This window comes from Herbiconiux sp. UC225_62, assembly GCF_042694625.1.
Classification (GTDB): Bacteria; Actinomycetota; Actinomycetes; order Actinomycetales; family Microbacteriaceae; genus Herbiconiux.
This window is the reverse complement of the sequence record NZ_CP170551.1, coordinates 2,771,846-2,786,623: the sequence shown is the minus strand read 5'-3', so window position 1 is coordinate 2,786,623 and position 14,778 is coordinate 2,771,846. Positions and strand designations below refer to the sequence as shown.

19 protein-coding genes are annotated in these 14,778 nt (G+C 68.5%); 8 read left to right on the top strand and 11 right to left on the bottom strand.

The features are described from left to right. Nucleotides 1-25: 25 nt before the first annotated feature. The 3 genes from ACFJGU_RS13600 to ACFJGU_RS13590 all read right to left on the bottom strand — a co-directional run bounded on the left by ACFJGU_RS13600 (nt 26) and on the right by ACFJGU_RS13590 (nt 3,154). Nucleotides 26-865, bottom strand: coding sequence for a carbohydrate ABC transporter permease (locus ACFJGU_RS13600; RefSeq protein ID WP_382304040.1), 840 nt, complete (start codon nt 863-865; stop codon nt 26-28). Further along, on the bottom strand, nt 862-1,755 hold the full coding sequence (locus ACFJGU_RS13595; RefSeq protein WP_382304039.1) for a carbohydrate ABC transporter permease: 894 nt from the start codon (nt 1,753-1,755) through the stop codon (nt 862-864). Before ACFJGU_RS13595 ends, ACFJGU_RS13600 begins: the two co-directional genes overlap by 4 nt. Before the next feature lie 79 nt (nt 1,756-1,834). Next, entirely contained in the window at nt 1,835-3,154 is a 1,320-nt protein-coding gene (locus ACFJGU_RS13590) for an ABC transporter substrate-binding protein (protein ID WP_382304038.1), read from the bottom strand. Nucleotides 3,155-3,331: 177 nt separating this feature from the next. Between ACFJGU_RS13590 and ACFJGU_RS13585 the strand changes: the two genes are divergently transcribed. Then, on the top strand, nt 3,332-4,579 hold the full coding sequence (locus tag ACFJGU_RS13585; RefSeq protein WP_382304037.1) for a glycoside hydrolase family 32 protein: 1,248 nt from the start codon (nt 3,332-3,334) through the stop codon (nt 4,577-4,579). A 238-nt stretch (nt 4,580-4,817) separates the two neighbouring features. Here ACFJGU_RS13585 and ACFJGU_RS13580 read toward each other — a convergent pair whose 3' ends face one another. Then, the gene (locus ACFJGU_RS13580) at nt 4,818-5,534 is read right to left on the bottom strand and encodes a TetR/AcrR family transcriptional regulator (RefSeq protein ID WP_382304036.1); all 717 of its coding nucleotides are present in this window, start codon (nt 5,532-5,534) and stop codon (nt 4,818-4,820) included. 86 nt (nt 5,535-5,620) lie between these two features. Between ACFJGU_RS13580 and ACFJGU_RS13575 the strand changes: the two genes are divergently transcribed. Beyond that, nucleotides 5,621-6,475 (top strand): NAD(P)H-binding protein, encoded by an 855-nt coding sequence (locus ACFJGU_RS13575; protein ID WP_382304035.1) that lies wholly within the window; start codon nt 5,621-5,623, stop codon nt 6,473-6,475. Nucleotides 6,476-6,588: 113 nt separating this feature from the next. Next, complete coding sequence (locus ACFJGU_RS13570; RefSeq protein WP_382304034.1) at nt 6,589-6,954, top strand: hypothetical protein; 366 nt, start codon at nt 6,589-6,591, stop codon at nt 6,952-6,954. Nucleotides 6,955-6,982: 28 nt separating this feature from the next. Here ACFJGU_RS13570 and ACFJGU_RS13565 read toward each other — a convergent pair whose 3' ends face one another. The 4 genes from ACFJGU_RS13565 to ACFJGU_RS13550 form a co-directional block, all read right to left on the bottom strand. After that, nucleotides 6,983-7,546, bottom strand: a complete 564-nt coding sequence (locus tag ACFJGU_RS13565; protein ID WP_382304033.1) for a dihydrofolate reductase family protein — start codon at nt 7,544-7,546, stop codon at nt 6,983-6,985. Nucleotides 7,547-7,603: 57 nt separating this feature from the next. After that, nucleotides 7,604-8,098 (bottom strand): hypothetical protein, encoded by a 495-nt coding sequence (locus tag ACFJGU_RS13560; RefSeq protein ID WP_382304032.1) that lies wholly within the window; start codon nt 8,096-8,098, stop codon nt 7,604-7,606. Next, nucleotides 8,099-8,980, bottom strand: a complete 882-nt coding sequence (locus ACFJGU_RS13555; protein WP_382304031.1) for a class I SAM-dependent methyltransferase — start codon at nt 8,978-8,980, stop codon at nt 8,099-8,101. It lies immediately after the preceding gene. 171 nt (nt 8,981-9,151) lie between these two features. Continuing rightward, nucleotides 9,152-9,892 (bottom strand): alpha/beta fold hydrolase, encoded by a 741-nt coding sequence (locus ACFJGU_RS13550; protein WP_382304030.1) that lies wholly within the window; start codon nt 9,890-9,892, stop codon nt 9,152-9,154. Between the two features lie 129 nt (nt 9,893-10,021). On the opposite strand from ACFJGU_RS13550, the gene ACFJGU_RS13545 reads away from it, so the two are divergent. Together ACFJGU_RS13545 and ACFJGU_RS13540 are read left to right on the top strand one after the other, a co-directional pair. After that, nucleotides 10,022-10,675 carry a GntR family transcriptional regulator gene (locus ACFJGU_RS13545; protein ID WP_382304029.1) on the top strand — a complete coding sequence of 218 codons (654 nt, stop codon included), beginning with the start codon at nt 10,022-10,024 and terminating at the stop codon, nt 10,673-10,675. A gap of 91 nt (nt 10,676-10,766) precedes the next feature. Further along, nucleotides 10,767-10,994, top strand: a complete 228-nt coding sequence (locus tag ACFJGU_RS13540; RefSeq protein ID WP_382304028.1) for an RNA-binding S4 domain-containing protein — start codon at nt 10,767-10,769, stop codon at nt 10,992-10,994. 6 nt (nt 10,995-11,000) lie between these two features. On the opposite strand, the gene ACFJGU_RS13535 is transcribed toward ACFJGU_RS13540, so the two are convergent. From ACFJGU_RS13535 to ACFJGU_RS13525, 3 genes are all read right to left on the bottom strand, one after another. Further along, nucleotides 11,001-11,543: a hypothetical protein gene (locus ACFJGU_RS13535; RefSeq protein WP_382304027.1), complete on the bottom strand. Its 543-nt coding sequence runs from the start codon at nt 11,541-11,543 to the stop codon at nt 11,001-11,003. Nucleotides 11,544-11,654: 111 nt separating this feature from the next. Beyond that, complete coding sequence (locus ACFJGU_RS13530; protein ID WP_382304026.1) at nt 11,655-12,179, bottom strand: hypothetical protein; 525 nt, start codon at nt 12,177-12,179, stop codon at nt 11,655-11,657. A 61-nt stretch (nt 12,180-12,240) separates the two neighbouring features. Then, nucleotides 12,241-12,834, bottom strand: a complete 594-nt coding sequence (locus tag ACFJGU_RS13525) for a TetR/AcrR family transcriptional regulator (RefSeq protein WP_382304025.1) — start codon at nt 12,832-12,834, stop codon at nt 12,241-12,243. Nucleotides 12,835-12,914: 80 nt separating this feature from the next. Between ACFJGU_RS13525 and ACFJGU_RS13520 the strand changes: the two genes are divergently transcribed. From ACFJGU_RS13520 to ACFJGU_RS13510, 3 genes are read left to right on the top strand one after another with little or no spacing between them, the layout of a single operon-like run. Next, nucleotides 12,915-13,610, top strand: a complete 696-nt coding sequence (locus ACFJGU_RS13520; protein ID WP_382304024.1) for a GPP34 family phosphoprotein — start codon at nt 12,915-12,917, stop codon at nt 13,608-13,610. Nucleotides 13,611-13,664: 54 nt separating this feature from the next. Then, the gene (locus ACFJGU_RS13515) at nt 13,665-14,261 is read left to right on the top strand and encodes a small multidrug efflux protein (protein WP_382304023.1); all 597 of its coding nucleotides are present in this window, start codon (nt 13,665-13,667) and stop codon (nt 14,259-14,261) included. Between the two features lie 37 nt (nt 14,262-14,298). Beyond that, nucleotides 14,299-14,778, top strand: a complete 480-nt coding sequence (locus tag ACFJGU_RS13510) for a PPOX class F420-dependent oxidoreductase (protein ID WP_382304022.1) — start codon at nt 14,299-14,301, stop codon at nt 14,776-14,778.

Below are 14,778 nucleotides of genomic sequence, written 5' to 3'. Positions count from 1 at the left end.
TTGGCGACCATTCTCGTCGAGCCCGTCAGCCTTTGACCGCACCGGCGGTGAGTCCGGCGACGATGTGCCGCTGCAGCACCAGGGCGAGAAGGATGACGGGAACCGAATACAGCACGGCCAGGGCGGTCATCGCTCCCCAGTCGAGGCCGAACTGGGTCTGGAAGTTCGCGATGACGATCGGGGTGGTCTGCGACCGCGTGGCCGTGAGGAGGAGGGCGAAGAGGAACTCGTTCCAGGAGGCGAGGAAGGCGAAGATCGCCGTCACCGCCACGCCGCCCGCGGTCACCGGGAGTACGACCAGCCAGAGCGCACCGAGCCGGCTCGCGCCGTCGATCTTCGCCGCCTCTTCGAGTTCTTCGGGCACCGCCTCGAAGAAGCTCGACATGAGCCAGATCGACAGCGGCAGCGAGATGGTGGCGTGCGCGATGGCCAGCGCGAACGAGGTGTCGGAGATGCCGAGGTTGCGGAAGATCGCGATCATCGGAACGCCGATGACGATCGGCGGCACCATCCGCATCACGAGGGCGCCGACGATGAAGAACTGTCCGAACTTCGTGCGGAACCGCGTCACGCCATACGCCGCAGGCACCGCCAGCACGAGAGAGATGAGGGTGCTGAGCACGGCCGTGACGATGCTGTTGATGAACGAGGCCACCACACCGTCGCGGCCGATCGCCGTCGCGTAGTTCTCGATGGTCCAGGTCGACGGAAGAACCGTCGGCGGCACCGCGATCGTCTCCAGCGGCGTCTTGAACGAGGTGAAGAGCATGTAGAGGAACGGGAAGCCGTAGAGCACGACGAGAAGCACCAGCGCGATCCAGAGGATGACGCGGGAACTGATCCGGGTGGTTTCGAGGCCGTTCATCGATCATTCTCACTTCCGGGTCGCCAGATGAGCAGGATGGCGGCGACCGACACCGCGAGCATCGCGATCAGGTAGATGGTGCCCATGGCGCTCGCCAGGCCGGGGTCGCCGAAGCGCACCATGGTGCGGTAGACGAGCAGCGACATCGTCTCGGTGCTCTGCTGCGGTCCGCCGTTGGTCTGGATGAGGATGACGTCGAAGGCCCGCGCGGCGTCGATGCCGCGGAGGATGAGCGCGACCGCGATCACGGGTCGCAGCAGCGGGATGATGATGCGGAACAGGATGGTCGGGTAGCGGGCGCCGTCGAGCCGGGCCGCCTCGATGACGTCGCCGGGGATGTTCTGCAGGCCCGCGAAGAGGATGAGCGAGATGAACGAGGTGGTGAGCCAGATGTCGGGGATGGCCACGGAGAACAGGGCGATGTTCGGGTCGCTGAGCCACTGGATCTGACCCGGGTCCTGCAGGATGTGGGCGTCGGTGAGCAGCTGGTTGACGATGCCGAAGTTGTCGATCAGCAGGAACCGCCAGAGCAGTCCGGCCACGATCGGGGCGATCATCAGGGGGTAGAGGAAAATCGTGCGGAACACCCGGGAGCTGTTGCCGAGAGCCGTGAAGATCAGCGCGACGGTGAGACCGAGCACGAATTCGAACACGACCACGATGACCGTGTACACGAGCGTGCGCCACGCGGCGTTGCCGAAGTCGTCGGAGGTGAAGGCTTCGATGTAGTTGTCGAGGCCCACGAAGGTGCGCGGGCCACCGGCGAACTTGCTGATCTCGAAGAACGAATCCGAGATGAACTGCACCAGAGGCCAGGCCACGAACACGGCGAGGAAGAGAGTGGCCGGCAGCATCAAGAAGAAGGCGAACCGGCGGTCGGTGAGACGCACGATGAGACTTTCGGTGAGGTGGTGGGCAGGAAAAGCCGGTGGGTTTCCGCGAGCGGGCGGAAACCCACCGGCCGGGCGGTCAACCGCCGATGATGTCATCCACTTGAGCCTTGGCTTCGTCGAGCAGCTTCTGGTTGTCCGCCCCCGGCACCACGGCCTTCTGGATCATCGGGATGAGCGCCGAGTCCACGATCTCCTGCCACTTCGGGTTGGCCGGCCGCGGGATGGTCGCCTCGGCGTTCAAGGTGTCGACGAGCGGCTTGTAGTTCTCGTAGCCGGGCTCGTTCTCATACTTCTCGAGCACCGAGATCCGTGACGCCAGACCCAGGTCGGTGTCGACCGACAGGTCGTTGTGGTCGTAGGCGTACTGCACGAACTCCAGCGCCTTCTCCTGCTTCGGGGTGCCCGAGGGCACGGAGAGGTACCAGGCGCCGGGGACTCCGGCGACTCCACCCGGGCCGCCGATCATCGTGGTGACCCCTACGTTTCCGGAGACGGCCGAGTCGGCGGGGATCTGCTTGTACGCGTGCGCCCAGAAACGCATCATCGCCAGCTGACCCTGGTTGAAGAGGTTCTGCGAGCCCGCCCAGTCCAGCTGCGCGGCGCCGCTCGGCGCATACGGCAGCAGGCTGGTGTAGAAGTCCAGCGCCTTGAGGCTGTCGGCATCGCCGAGCGACACGGTGCCGTCGTCGCCCACCACCATGTTGGTCTCGCCGGTCTGCGACAGGGTGGCGAGCCATTCGGTCTCCACCGCACCCTTGACGTCGGTGCCGTAGAGGTCGACCTGGCCGTCGCCGTTCGTGTCCTGCGTGAAGAACTTCGCGATGTCGGCGTACTGCTCCCAGGTCGTGGGCGGAGCGAGGTCGTACCCGTACTGGGCCTTGAAGCTCACCTGCTGCGTCGGGTCTTCGAAGAGGTCGGTGCGGTAGTAGAGGATCTCGGAGTTGGTCCAGGCGGGCATCCCGACGAATGATCCGTCGACCTGTGCCTCGCTGACCAGCGACGGGAAGAGATCCGATTTCACGTCGTCGGTGAACATGTCGTCGAGCGGGGTGAGGGCCTCGGCGAAGGTCGGCAGCCAGATGGCGTCGAGCGCTGCCACGTCGAACGACAGCGAGCCCGAGCCGAACTCGCTGTTGAGACGGTTGTAGAGACCGTCGTAGGGCAGTTCGACGAACTCCACCGAGGTGCCGGTGTCCTTCTCGAACTGGTCGGCGATCGGCTGCAGCTCTCCGTGGCCACCGGCCTCGACGAGCACGGTGATCGAATCGTCTCCGGAGGCGGAGGTGCCTCCTCCGGCGCCGCACCCGGTGAGGGTGACGGCGGTGAGGGCGGCAAGGGCTCCGGCGGCCCCGACGAGAACGCGTCGGGATAAGTGCCGGTGTGTGCGAAGCATCATTACTTCGGCTCCAATTCTGTGCGGCGGTGCGTGATTGCGAGGGGACGCGCCGGGTGGTCCGGCGCCGGTCGCCCGAAGCGACTGTGATGACAATACGTTTTGCCAAAACGTCTTGTCAACTCCATAATTGTCAGAGCACGGCCGCCACCGACGGAGGCCGCAGAAGGAGCCGCCCTCATGACGGACGCGCAGCGACCACGCCCCCGCCTGCATTTCACCCCGCGATCGGGCTGGATCAACGACCCCTTGGCGTTGACCTGGCACAACGGTCAGTACCACCTCTTCTTCCAGTTCGTTCCTGGCCGCACCGACTGGGCGCCGGACTGCCGCTGGGGCCACGCGACCTCGCCCGACCTGGTCACGTGGACGGAGCATCCGCCGGCCCTCGAGCCGGGCGACGGAGACGGCGGCATCTGGTCGGGGTCGATGGCGATCGACGACGACGGCCGACCGACGATCTTCTACACGTCGGTGCAGGTTCCCGATTTCGGCGTGGGGAGCATCCGCACCGCCACCCCCGTCGATGACGACTGGCTGGTCTGGACCAAGGGCGAGGTGGTCGTGGAGGCTCCACCCCTCGATCTGGTGGCCTTCCGCGACCCCTTCGTTCTGCGCGACGGCGATCGGTGGCGGATGCTCGTGGGCACCGCCCTCGCCGGCGGAGAAGCCGCGGCCAGCTCGTTCGTCTCCGACGACCTCTCGAAGTGGTCGTACGAGGGCTTGGCCGCCTCGCGCAACACTCGAGAGACCGAGCCGGTGTGGACAGGGTCGCTCTGGGAGTGCCCGCAGATCTTCACCATCGACGGGCGTGACGTGATGGTGACGTCGGTCTGGCAGGCCGACGAGCTGTACTACGTGGTCTACGCGATCGGCGAGTTCAGGGACGGCCGGTTCGAGCCGGAGCACTGGGGGCGTCTCACCTACGGCGAGAGCTACTACGCGCCGTCGTTCTTCCGCGATGAAGCCGGGCGGCCGTGCCTCATCTTCTGGATGCGCGGCGTTCTCGACGAGGTCGCCGGCCGTGCCAGCGCTCTGAGCGCGCCGCACGTTCTGCGCCTCGAGGGCGACACCCTCGTGTCGGCACCTCATCCAGCGGTCAGGGGCTCCCTTGAGGCGCACTCGGACGGGACGGATCAGCATCGCCCCACGCTGATCACGCTCGAGGGCGACGAGGAATGGACGACGACGAACGACGCCGGCGCCCTTCGGGTTCGCCGGACCAGCGAGAGCGTCGTGTGCACGTGGATGGACACGACCATCGTCGTTCCTGCGTCGGCCGGCGTCGTGACGATCGTCGTGGACGGGGAGACCGTGGAGGTCTTCACCGGCGCGGCCGTCTTCGGCATCGGCGCCACCTCGCGATTCGCCCCAGGCACGCAGCTCGAACTCGAGGGTTCACAGCCGGCACGGCTCACCGTCGAATGACCGCCATGCCGCGCGCCGCCTGAGAGCGGCTTCGGGGCGAGCACCCTCGGACGTGGCCGACGCCCACGTGGGCGAGCGCTCTCGGGCGCCGCCGACGCCCACCTCACCCACACGACCCGAAAACCTGACACCGCTACGCGGGCCGCCGACACCCGCCTCACCCAGACGCCGTGAGTGGCTGACACGGCTTTGCGCGCCGCCGGCAGGCCCGCCGGGTCGCCGCCGGATTGACCCTGCTCTACTCCGCGGCGAGCGCCCGATCGAGCCAGTCGGTCATGAGCAGCCGCTCCGACGCAGTGAGGGCCGAGAGCGACGGCGCGATCGCGCGGAACGCGACCGTCGCCGCAACCGTGTCGTCGGGCTCGCGCACGGGGGCATCCGTGAGGATCTGCGCCAGCACTGCCTGGTACATCGCCTCCCCCAGCCCCGGGTCGCGCTGCTCCACCGGGGTCGCGAGGAGCGTCTGGACCGTGCCGACCCCGCCCGCCTGCACGAGGCCGAGGGCACGCTGCTCACTGACGCGGAGGCGCCCGGACTCGGCGACCCGGCGTATCCGCTTCTCCAGCACCCGCCGCCCGGCGGCTGCCGACGGCGAGTGCAGAACCCGGCCCGGCTCACTCAGCAGACGGAAGACATCCGGATTCGCCAACCCGAACTCCAGCTGCGTCTCCCACCCGGCGCGCAGGTCGTCGAGCGGATCGACCCCGTCGGCGGCGGCCGCGTCGACGATTCCCGCCTTCGCCTCGACGTAGGTGGTCATCACGTGCTCGGCCACGGCCTCGAGCAGGCCGTCCTTGTCGCCGAACAAGCGGTAGATGGCCGGCGGCTGCACGCCGGCGGCGACGGCCACGGCACGGGTGGTCACCGCCGACGGCCCCTCTTCCCGCAGCAGCTGCGCGGCGGCATCCACGATCCGCTCGCGGATGCCCGGCCGTGACTCGGTTGCGTCGTTCATGTATCGATGTTATCGAAGATTTGATATCAATGACATTTCCAGTGATACGGTGATTTTGATTCCATCGATAACGAGAACGGAGAATCATGATCGTCATCACCGGCGCCACCGGCGTCCTCAACGGAGCCACCGTCGACCACCTGCTCGAGCGGATGCCCGCCGCCCAGATCGCGGTCGTCGCCCGCGACACCGCGAAGGCTCAGCGCTTCGCCGATCGCGGCGTCGAGGTGCGCTACGGCGACTACGCCGACGCCGCCTCTCTGCCGAAAGCCTTCGACGGAGCCGATCAGCTGCTGCTCGTGTCGTCGAGCGACCCGGCTGCGGACGCGGTCGCCCTCCACCGCACCGCGATCGACGCCGCGGTCACCGCCGGAGTCGGGCGCATCCTGTACACGAGTCACCAGGGCGCAGCGCTGGACACCCCGTTCGGCCCCGGCCGCGACCACGCTCAGACCGAGCGGCTGCTCGCCGACTCGGGAGTCGCGTGGACGTCGCTGCGCAACGGCTTCTACGCTCACAGCCTCAGCTGGCTCACCGGCCCGTGGCGCGAATCCGGCGTGATCGCGGTGCCGGCCGACGGTCCAGTCTCGTGGACCTCGCGCGATGACGAAGCGGAGGCCGCTGCGATCGTCATCGCGTCGGGCGGCGCCTACGACGGCCCCGTCACCCTCACCGCGATGTCCGCCCCGACTCTCGACGACGTCGCGACGATGGCGTCGGAGATCGTCGGTCGACCCGTGCCGCGGGTGGTCGTGGACGACGAGGACTGGGTCGCTACCCAGATCGCCGCCGGCCGCCCCGAGATGATGGCCCGCTTCACGCTCGGTATGTACCGCGCGGCGCGGGAGGGGTTCTTCGCGGGCGTCGACCCGTTACTCGGCACGCTTCTCGGTCGGGAACCGGTGACGGCCCGCGCTGCTCTCGAGGCGACGACGCCGTGAGCCGACGCCTCCCGGTCGGCGTTCGACACCAGTAGGGTGATGCTCGATGAGAGTCGGATCGCGCCGGCTCCAAGAAGGGGGCAATTGTGCGACGACCAGGTGGAGTCACTCTCGTGGCCGTGATCGTCTGGATCTCCGGTGCGCTGCAGCTGATCGGCGGTGTGATCGGGCTGATCACCGCGCCGACGACGGCCCAGGTCAGCGGCGTGCCCGGGATGACCGGATCGCTGACGGCCACCGCCATCGTGGCGATCATCCTCGGCGTGATCACGATCATCGTGGGGGCGGCACTGCTGCGTGGCAGCCAGGTCGCGCGCGTCCTGACGACGATCGTGCTGGCCCTCAACCTGGCGAGCGCCATCTACTTGCTCGCGGCCGTGCCGTCGAGCCTGTGGCAGGGCATCGTCAACGGCCTCCTCGCCCTGCTCGGCATCATCCTGCTCTACACCCGCAGCGCGAACGCCTACTTCCGCCGGTAGGACCCCGGGCGCCTCGGTCGGGGCCGCGTCACGCGGCGGCCGGGCGGTAGAGCAGTGCCATCGCCCCCGACCGGAATTCCCGGCGCTCGACGAGTTCGAGTTCGACCCGCTCGCGCAGCCCGGCGAGCAGGGTCGGCCCGTGCCCGGCGATCACCGGATGCACGACGAACGCATACTCGTCGATGAGCCCCAGATCGGCCAGCGCCAGCGGCAACTCCACGCCACCCACCGACAGGCCCTCACCCGGCTCCCGCTTCAGCCGCTCGACCGCCTCACGCAGGTCTCCTCGAACGAATTCGGCGTTCCAGTCCACCTCACCGAGGGTGCTCGATACGACGTACTTCTTCTTGCCGTCGATGCTCTCGGCGAACGGGATGTCCCACTCGCTCATCCAGTCCGGCCACCCGCCCTCCGTCGGTCGCCGCCAGGCCGACTCCATCATCTGGTAGGTGACCCGGCCGTACAGCACGGCGTCGACGCGGTCCATCTCAGCGGTCCAGTAGCGCATCGAGTCCTCGTCGGGCGCGATACCGGCCTCGTGATGCACGCAGCCGTCAAGGGTGACGTTGATTCCGTAGCGCAGTGATCTCATCCGGTGCTCTCCCTTGATGCTGGATCCAGGCGGAACATTCGCTCGTTCGCACCCAGGCTACCCGCGGTCCGAAGGGGCTGCGATGGCGACGGCGGGCCGGATGCTCCGCCTGGTTCTGACGAGGGCCGCGACCGAGGAGAGAAGAGACCCGAGTGGCGGCCCGGCGGCTGCGAGCAGATACAGGATGACGACCGCCCAGGCCTCCGCGCCGGTCTCGGCCCCGGCCGCAATCGAGAAGCCGGCGCTCAGCAGCGCCAGTGCGCTGAAACACACCACCCCGACGGTCGAGATCCCCACAGACCACCACCTCTCGAGGCGGAGTTCTGGGTGCCGTCGCGGCAGCATCCACACCGCGACGTGCACCAGCACGAGACCTGCCAGGCCGAGCGCGTAGACGACAGAGGCGCCTCCATCCGCTCCGCCCGCGATCAGAGCACCCGACACCACCTGCTCGCCGGCGAACCCCGTCACGACCACGGCGGCGACGAGACCCGCCACCAGCGCGATCTCGACCAGCGCGCGGCGAGCCCGCCGCCCGAGAGCCGAATCCATCTAGGCAGCCCTGACGGCCGCGAGCAGCACGGGGCCGCCGGGAACCGTGTCGAATCGCCGAATGCCGGTGTACCCGCGCCGCGCGAGATCCTGCTCGATCGCGCTCGTGGTGAGCGTGCCGCCACCGGTGAGCGAGGCGAGCCAATCGTTGGTGACCTTGACTCTCTCGTCGTGCACGTCTGAGTTGGTGCCGAGCACCAGCATTCCGTCAGGCCGGAGAGCCTCGGTCACCCGGTTCAGTGCGCGTTCGGCGACGGTATCGGGGAGGAAGGGCATGGGCATCCAGACGACGTCGTACGGCTCGGCGTCGGCCAGGTCGGTCACGTCCTGACGTCGGAGATGGATGCGCTCGGCGATTCCAGGGTCGAGCTCGCGAAGCAGCCCGCGGGCGATCTCGAGCGGACGCTCCGCGATGTCGATGCCGGTGACCTCAGCGCTCGGCCTGGCGGTGGCCAGGGCGGTCGCGATCGCGCCGATGCCGGTGCCCACGTCGAGCACGCGCGAGGGAGTGTTCTCGTCGAGGAACCCGTAGGCGGGAGCAACCCTCGCCAGGATCACCTGAGCCATGAGCTCCGAGGAGCGCCCCTGAGCGATCATGGCCTCGTCGCTCAAGTCGGCCCAGGACCCGATCGTGCCGGCCGCGGCGGCGGCCGCTTGGCTGAGAGCACTGACGAGATTGTCGCCGCGCAGCTTCCGGCCGCCCCAGAGCGCACCCAGAACGATCTCCGCGTCGAGCATCGTCCGCAGCACCGCCGCCCGGGCGGGATCGGCCTCCAGCGCCTCCTCCGGTGTGCTCGCTCTCTCGTCGCGCAGCGCCGAGGCAAGGGCGGCCGCGCTCACCATCGACGTCTTCAGGTCGGTGACGATCTGTGTGGCTTCCATGAGCCCGTGGTCTGTCAACTCTTCTCCTCGTCGTTCTTCGATCCGGGTGCCGTCAGCTCGGCCTCGACCGACGACGACCCGGCCCTGCACCGGCACCGGCCCCGGCGCATCCGCCGAGAAGAGCCCTCGAGAGCATGATCGTCGACAGACGAGCCGCGCTGCGGCCGGCGGTCATCGAAGGGTTTCGCGAACCGCCTCGAGGATGAGGTCGGCGACCGCTCCCGGCTCCGACACCGTCACGGCGTGCGAGGCGTCGATCTCGACCGCGTGCGACGAGGCGCGCTCGGCCATGAACCGCTGCGATTCGGCCGGCACGGCCAGATCGCGAAGCGTCACCAGGGTCCACGACGGAATGGTCTTCCAGCCGGCGCGGCTCGCGGAGTCTTCGAGGGCCGCGGCGGCGATCGGCCGCTGCGTCGCCGCCATCAGCGCGGCCTGATCGTCGGAGACGTCCGCGGCGAACACCTCGCGGAACTTGTCCTGCTGGATGTACAGGTCGTCTCCGCTCACAGCACCGGCGCTGAACGGGATCGGCGTGAGCGCCGGCCCGAGCTCGCCGCCGGGGAACCTGCCCGCAAGCTCCCCCGTGCTCTCGCCGGCATCGAGAAGGAAGCTGGCCACGAAGACGAGCGCTCGCACATTGTCGGCACCCGCCGTCGCCTCGCTCGCCACCGAGCCGCCGTAGGAGTGACCGGCCACGACGACCGGACCATCAATCTGGTCGATGACTCCGCGAAGGTACTCGGCGTCGTTCGCGAGGCCCCGAAGCGGGTTCGCGACCGCGAGCACCGGTAGACCCTCACTCTGCAGACGGGTCACGACCCCGTTCCAGCTGGAAGACTCGGCGAAGGCGCCGTGAACGAGGACGATGGTGGGCTTGTCTGCTGCTGGGTCGAATGCGTTGACGGTCATGGTCTGCTCCTGTCGAGGTCGTTTTCTGTACGCAATATATTGCGTTATGCATATCAACCACAATCCCCCGTAAACATTCCAGTTATCTCCGAATTGGCGCTGTCGGATTTTTTGTGTGCAATATGTTGCATGCCGATTCCCGCCGACGGACCCCGATTCGAGCGCACTCTTCTGCGCAACGACGTCTTCGAGCGCCTGCGCGACGCCGTCGTCGACGGCACGTTCGCGCCGGGTGAGCAGTTGAAAGACGTCGACCTGGCCACCTGGCTGGGGGTGAGCCGCACCCCGGTGCGCGAAGCTCTCCTGCGCCTGGCGGCGAGCGGCCTGGTGGTCACCCAGCCCGGTAAGTCGACCGTGGTGAGCATGATCGACGATCGTAAGGTCGAGGATGCCCGCGACGTCGTCGGCTCGATGCACGAACTCGCGGTCAGGCAGTCGGTCGGGCTCCTCAGCGCCGACGACATCGAGCGGATGCGCGCGGCCAATCGCGACTTCGCCGCCGCCATCCGCGCCGACGACGTGCGTGCCGCCCTCGACGCCGACGAGGCCCTGCACGCCGTTCCGGTGCAGGTGCTCGGCAACGGAGCCATCGTCTCGGTGCTCAACCAGTTCGGCCCGGTGGTGCGTCGCGCCGAGCAGCAGCGGTTTCGGCTGAACGGCGACGCGTCGGTCGCCGCGCACGACAGACTGATCGAGCTCTGCGCGGCGGGGGATGCCGCGGGCGCCGCGTCGCTCGCCTTCGAGACCTGGCACACCCTGCAGCTCGCCGATCCGACTCCGTAGGCCTCGACGATCCCGGCGCGAGCGGCCGGATGTCGCCCGCCTTCCCGTCCGGCCTCGGGCGCCGCACCGGTGCTTCGGCTAGCATTCGGGCATGACCCATCCCGACCCGATCGACGACGTCTCGATCGGCGGCGAGAGCATCCGTCTCGGCCAGTTCCTCAAATTCGCCGGGATGCTCGACACCGGCGGCATCGTCAAAGAAGCGATCGTGGACGGACACGTCAGCGTCAACGGCGAGGTCGATCGTCGCCGCGGGAGGCAGCTCCAGCTCGGCGACATCGTCTCCTTCGACGGCCGCGCCGCCCGCGTCTCCCCCTGAGCCCCGTCAGAAGACCTGGACCGTGTAGCTGAGTTGCGTGACGAGGTCGCCCTCGGCATCCGCTGAACCGACGACGGTCACGCTCACGACGTAAGCGCCGGGTGCAGCGCCGGGCGCCACGGACGGCACGAGGAAGAACTCGGGCAGGGAATTCGAGTCGACCGCGGCATCCAGAGTGAGCGTGAGGTTGCCCTGCTCGCCGGAGAGAGTGGATGGCCAGCTCGGCTGGTCGGTCGAGAGGGCCAGGTGCACGACGTCGCTCTGCGCCCAACTGAGCGTGATCGTGTAGCCGACCGGAACGGGCACGAGATCGATATTGCTCGACAGCCGCAACGACCGCGTTCCCTGAATCTGACCGGCCGCATCGCTCCAGGCATCCGTACCGGCCGGGTAGAGCGTGACGCTGTATCCGTCACCGCTCGCCGCCGCCGCAGGAGCGGCGATGGCCACCGCGATGACCGGTGTCGCCCAGGCGCCGGCACGAAGAACGGCGCGGCGGGTGAAGCCGGGCTGGCCGGGATCGGATTCGTCCTGTGATTCGGGATGCATGACCGGCCTCACCGTCGGGAGCGGGTGGATGGTGTTGACCGATTGAACGCCAGGAAGGCGGCGGTGTCAATGGCGCGCGTCGGCGCGCTGTGCCTGCGGCCCGAGAGACCCTCAGTCGCCGAGGAGGTCGAGCACCAGTTTGTCGCCCTTCGACTGGGCCGAGATCCAGGAGACCGATCCGTGGAGTTCGATGGAGTCGCCGGTGGCGGTGTCGGTGAGGGAGAGGTGGCGGCTGAGGCCGACCTTCTCGATCGTGACCTTGGTGGTGGCACGCGCGAACGAGGCGACCTCGGTACGGAGCCGACCGCCCGTGTCGCGGTTGAGCACGTGGATGGTGCGGTCGGTGATGGCGACGATCAGCTGCACGGTCACACCCTGCGCCTCCGCCGCGGCCTTGGTGGCCACGAAGGCGCCGAACCCGCTCCCGACACCGGCCGCGAGAGCGTCGTCGACACCGGGGAGGCCCGGGACACCGGATGCCACGGCTCCTGCCGACCCCGCCGCCAGACCGGCGACCTGGGTGATGACCAGATTCGCAAGCCCGAAGATGCCGGCGACCCGGATCTCATCCGGCTCCGACTCCCCCAGCGCAGCCTTCGCCTCCTGGATCAGTTCGCTCTCACTGGTTCCGCTCACGGGCTCTCCTTCGTAGGGGCTCTCGGTGGCCACCGTCTGGCACCGAGAAGAGCGAAACGACTCACCGAGGCGAGTCGGCGACGTCGAAGACGGCATCGACCGCGAACGCCAGAGTGGCCGCCTGCTGCTCGAGGTAGTCGGCGCGGTGCGGGAAGGCGCGCTCGATCGAGAGGCCGTCGACGACGGTGAGGAGGAGGTGGGTGCGCCGAGCGGTGTCACCGGGAGCCAAGGCCCCCTCGGCCTCGAGGATGGCGAGCCAGGCCCCGACCCGGCGCTCCGCCTGGGCGACGATCACCTCGTAGCCGGCCCGCGCATCCGGAGTCGTGTCGGCACCGGGGAAGGTGCGGAACAGGCTCTGCCACACCTCGAACGCCTTCTCGGTGGCGTCGAACGGCTCGAGCAGACGCCAGAGGCACTCGCGCAGACGTTCACGCGGCGGCACCGAGGTGTCACGGATGCGTTCGTCAGGCATCGCGGCGTCATAGGTGGCGGTGAGCGCGGCGTTGATGAGGTCGCGCTGGGTGGGGAAATAGTGGCGGAGGGTGCTCGCCCCGACACCCGCGTGCGCCGCCACGGCGCGCACACTCAGTCGCTCGGCGCCGTTGCGCATCATCTCCGTCGCCGAGGTGAGGATGCGGTCGCGTGTGCTCTCCATGAAACCTCCCGCGTCGATTCTAGAGGGCCGGCACAGCGTATTAGCACACCGTGCTAGTACAGTGTGCTAATCTGGTTCGCATGACCGCAGAACACGCATCCACTCAGCAATCCGACCGACTGATCGCCGAGGACGTGCTCCTCGCGCTCTTCCAGCCCTCATCCGGCACGATCGCCGGTGAGAACACGCTCTTCTACGTACTCGGCGGCGCCGTGCTGACCGACCTCGCACAGCAGGGGCGGGTCGAGATCCGGGATGCCGGCCTGCGCGGCACCCTGATCAGCGCGACGGGCGAGCGCCCCGAGGACGAACTCCTGCAGCCTGCCTGGGACTACGTCGCTTCGAAACCGCGTGGCGTGCAGAGCGTCCTCGCGGCGAGCGGCCCCACCCTTCGCGGCCCGTTGCTCGATCGCCTCGTCGAGCGCGGCGACCTCGACCGGGCCGAGAAGAAGATGCTCGGACTCATCCCGACGACCGCCCTCAGCGAAGGTTCTTCCGGTCATCGCGCCGAACTGATCGCCGCGATGCGCGCCGTGCTCGTCGACGGCGCGGCGCCCACCGAGAGGGTCGCCGCCGTCATCGCCCTCGTCTTCGCGAGTGGGGGCCTCCCGGTGCTCGACCACGAGATCCCGTGGTCGAGTGCCACGGCCACAAGGGCGAAGGCACTCGAGCAGGCCGACTGGGCTGCGGATGCTGCCGCGGCCGCCGTCACCCGCACGATGACTGCCGTGGTCACGAACGCCCTCGTCGCAACCTTAGTGGTCGCGAACCGCTGAGCCCGCTCGCCCGATCCTTCCCTCAACCAGCCCCTCACCTACTCGGAGAGAACAGTGGACGTCGTCACCTTCATTCAGAACCTCATGTCGCAAGTACCCTCCTTCATCCAGCCCCTCATCGTCGCGGTCGCCGCGATGATCCCGTTCGTCGAAGGGGAGCTCGCCTCCGTTCTCGGCGTGTGGGCGGGGCTGAACCCCGTGGTCGCGGCGGTCGCTGCGGCGGCGGGGAACTTCGCATCCGTCTTCGTCGTGGTGTTCTTCGGGGCGCGCATCCGCGCGGCCATCGTCGCCCGACGGGCGCGCCGCAGAGCTGTCGGCCAGCCAGATTCGGCCGCCGCCAGGCAGCTCGTGCCCGCCGGGCAGCTGGGCGCAGCCGGCGAGCACGAGATGGCCGAGCAACCCTCCGTCGAGCCGAAGAAGCCCGACTCGAAGGGCGTTGCGCGGTTCAAGCGCTTCCTCGTGCGCTTCGGAGTGCCCGGCGCGAGCATCCTCGGGCCGCTCGCCATCCCCACGCAGTTCACGTCGGCCATTCTGGTGTCGACCGGCGTGGCGAAGGGTTGGGTGCTGTTGTGGCAGGCGGTCGCGATCTCCCTCTGGACGACGTTCACCACCTTGGTGGCCGCCGGCGTCCTCGCCCTCGTCGAGGGGTGACGCGTCCGGCATCCGATCCGTCGCCTACCGTTGACCCATGGCCAGAACCATCTCCACCACCACGACCGTCGACCGCGACGGCATGCTCGACTTCGTGCGACCACGGCACCGGATGCTCGTCGCCACCACGCGCGCCGACGGCCGGCCCCAGATGTCGCCGGTCACCGGCGGGGTCGATGAGCAGGGACGCATCGTGATCTCGACCTATCCCGGCAGGGCCAAGACGCGGAACGCCGAGCGCCGCGCCGCCGTCTCGGTGCTGGTGCTGTCAGACGACTGGAACGACGCGTGGATCCAGGTCGACGGCGACGCGGAGGTGCTGCACATGCCCGAGGCCGTCGACGGGCTGGTCGACTACTTCCGCTGCATCTCGGGCGAGCACCCCGACTGGCAGGAGTACCGCGAGGCGATGGCGCTGCAGAACAAGTCGCTGCTGCGCATCACCGCCACCCGCTGGAGCCCCATCTCGACGGGCGGCTTCCCGCCCGACGTCGCAGCCCGCCTCGACGCGCGCTGA

Bases quoted from the DNA above. Each gene is read 5' to 3' on its own strand.
- ACFJGU_RS13600 (WP_382304040.1), bottom strand. From the start codon at position 865: ATGAACGGCCTCGAAACCACCCGGATCAGTTCCCGCGTCATCCTCTGG.
- ACFJGU_RS13560 (WP_382304032.1), bottom strand. From the start codon at position 8,098: ATGGATTCGGCTCTCGGGCGGCGGGCTCGCCGCGCGCTGGTCGAGATC.
- ACFJGU_RS13545 (WP_382304029.1), top strand. From the start codon at position 10,022: ATGCCGATTCCCGCCGACGGACCCCGATTCGAGCGCACTCTTCTGCGC.
- ACFJGU_RS13510 (WP_382304022.1), top strand. From the start codon at position 14,299: ATGGCCAGAACCATCTCCACCACCACGACCGTCGACCGCGACGGCATG.
- ACFJGU_RS13585 (WP_382304037.1), top strand. From the start codon at position 3,332: ATGACGGACGCGCAGCGACCACGCCCCCGCCTGCATTTCACCCCGCGA.
- ACFJGU_RS13580 (WP_382304036.1), bottom strand. From the start codon at position 5,534: ATGAACGACGCAACCGAGTCACGGCCGGGCATCCGCGAGCGGATCGTG.
- ACFJGU_RS13535 (WP_382304027.1), bottom strand. From the start codon at position 11,543: ATGCATCCCGAATCACAGGACGAATCCGATCCCGGCCAGCCCGGCTTC.
- ACFJGU_RS13525 (WP_382304025.1), bottom strand. From the start codon at position 12,834: ATGGAGAGCACACGCGACCGCATCCTCACCTCGGCGACGGAGATGATG.
- ACFJGU_RS13590 (WP_382304038.1), bottom strand. From the start codon at position 3,154: ATGATGCTTCGCACACACCGGCACTTATCCCGACGCGTTCTCGTCGGG.
- ACFJGU_RS13520 (WP_382304024.1), top strand. From the start codon at position 12,915: ATGACCGCAGAACACGCATCCACTCAGCAATCCGACCGACTGATCGCC.
- ACFJGU_RS13565 (WP_382304033.1), bottom strand. From the start codon at position 7,546: ATGAGATCACTGCGCTACGGAATCAACGTCACCCTTGACGGCTGCGTG.
- ACFJGU_RS13540 (WP_382304028.1), top strand. From the start codon at position 10,767: ATGACCCATCCCGACCCGATCGACGACGTCTCGATCGGCGGCGAGAGC.
- ACFJGU_RS13575 (WP_382304035.1), top strand. From the start codon at position 5,621: ATGATCGTCATCACCGGCGCCACCGGCGTCCTCAACGGAGCCACCGTC.
- ACFJGU_RS13550 (WP_382304030.1), bottom strand. From the start codon at position 9,892: ATGACCGTCAACGCATTCGACCCAGCAGCAGACAAGCCCACCATCGTC.
- ACFJGU_RS13555 (WP_382304031.1), bottom strand. From the start codon at position 8,980: ATGGAAGCCACACAGATCGTCACCGACCTGAAGACGTCGATGGTGAGC.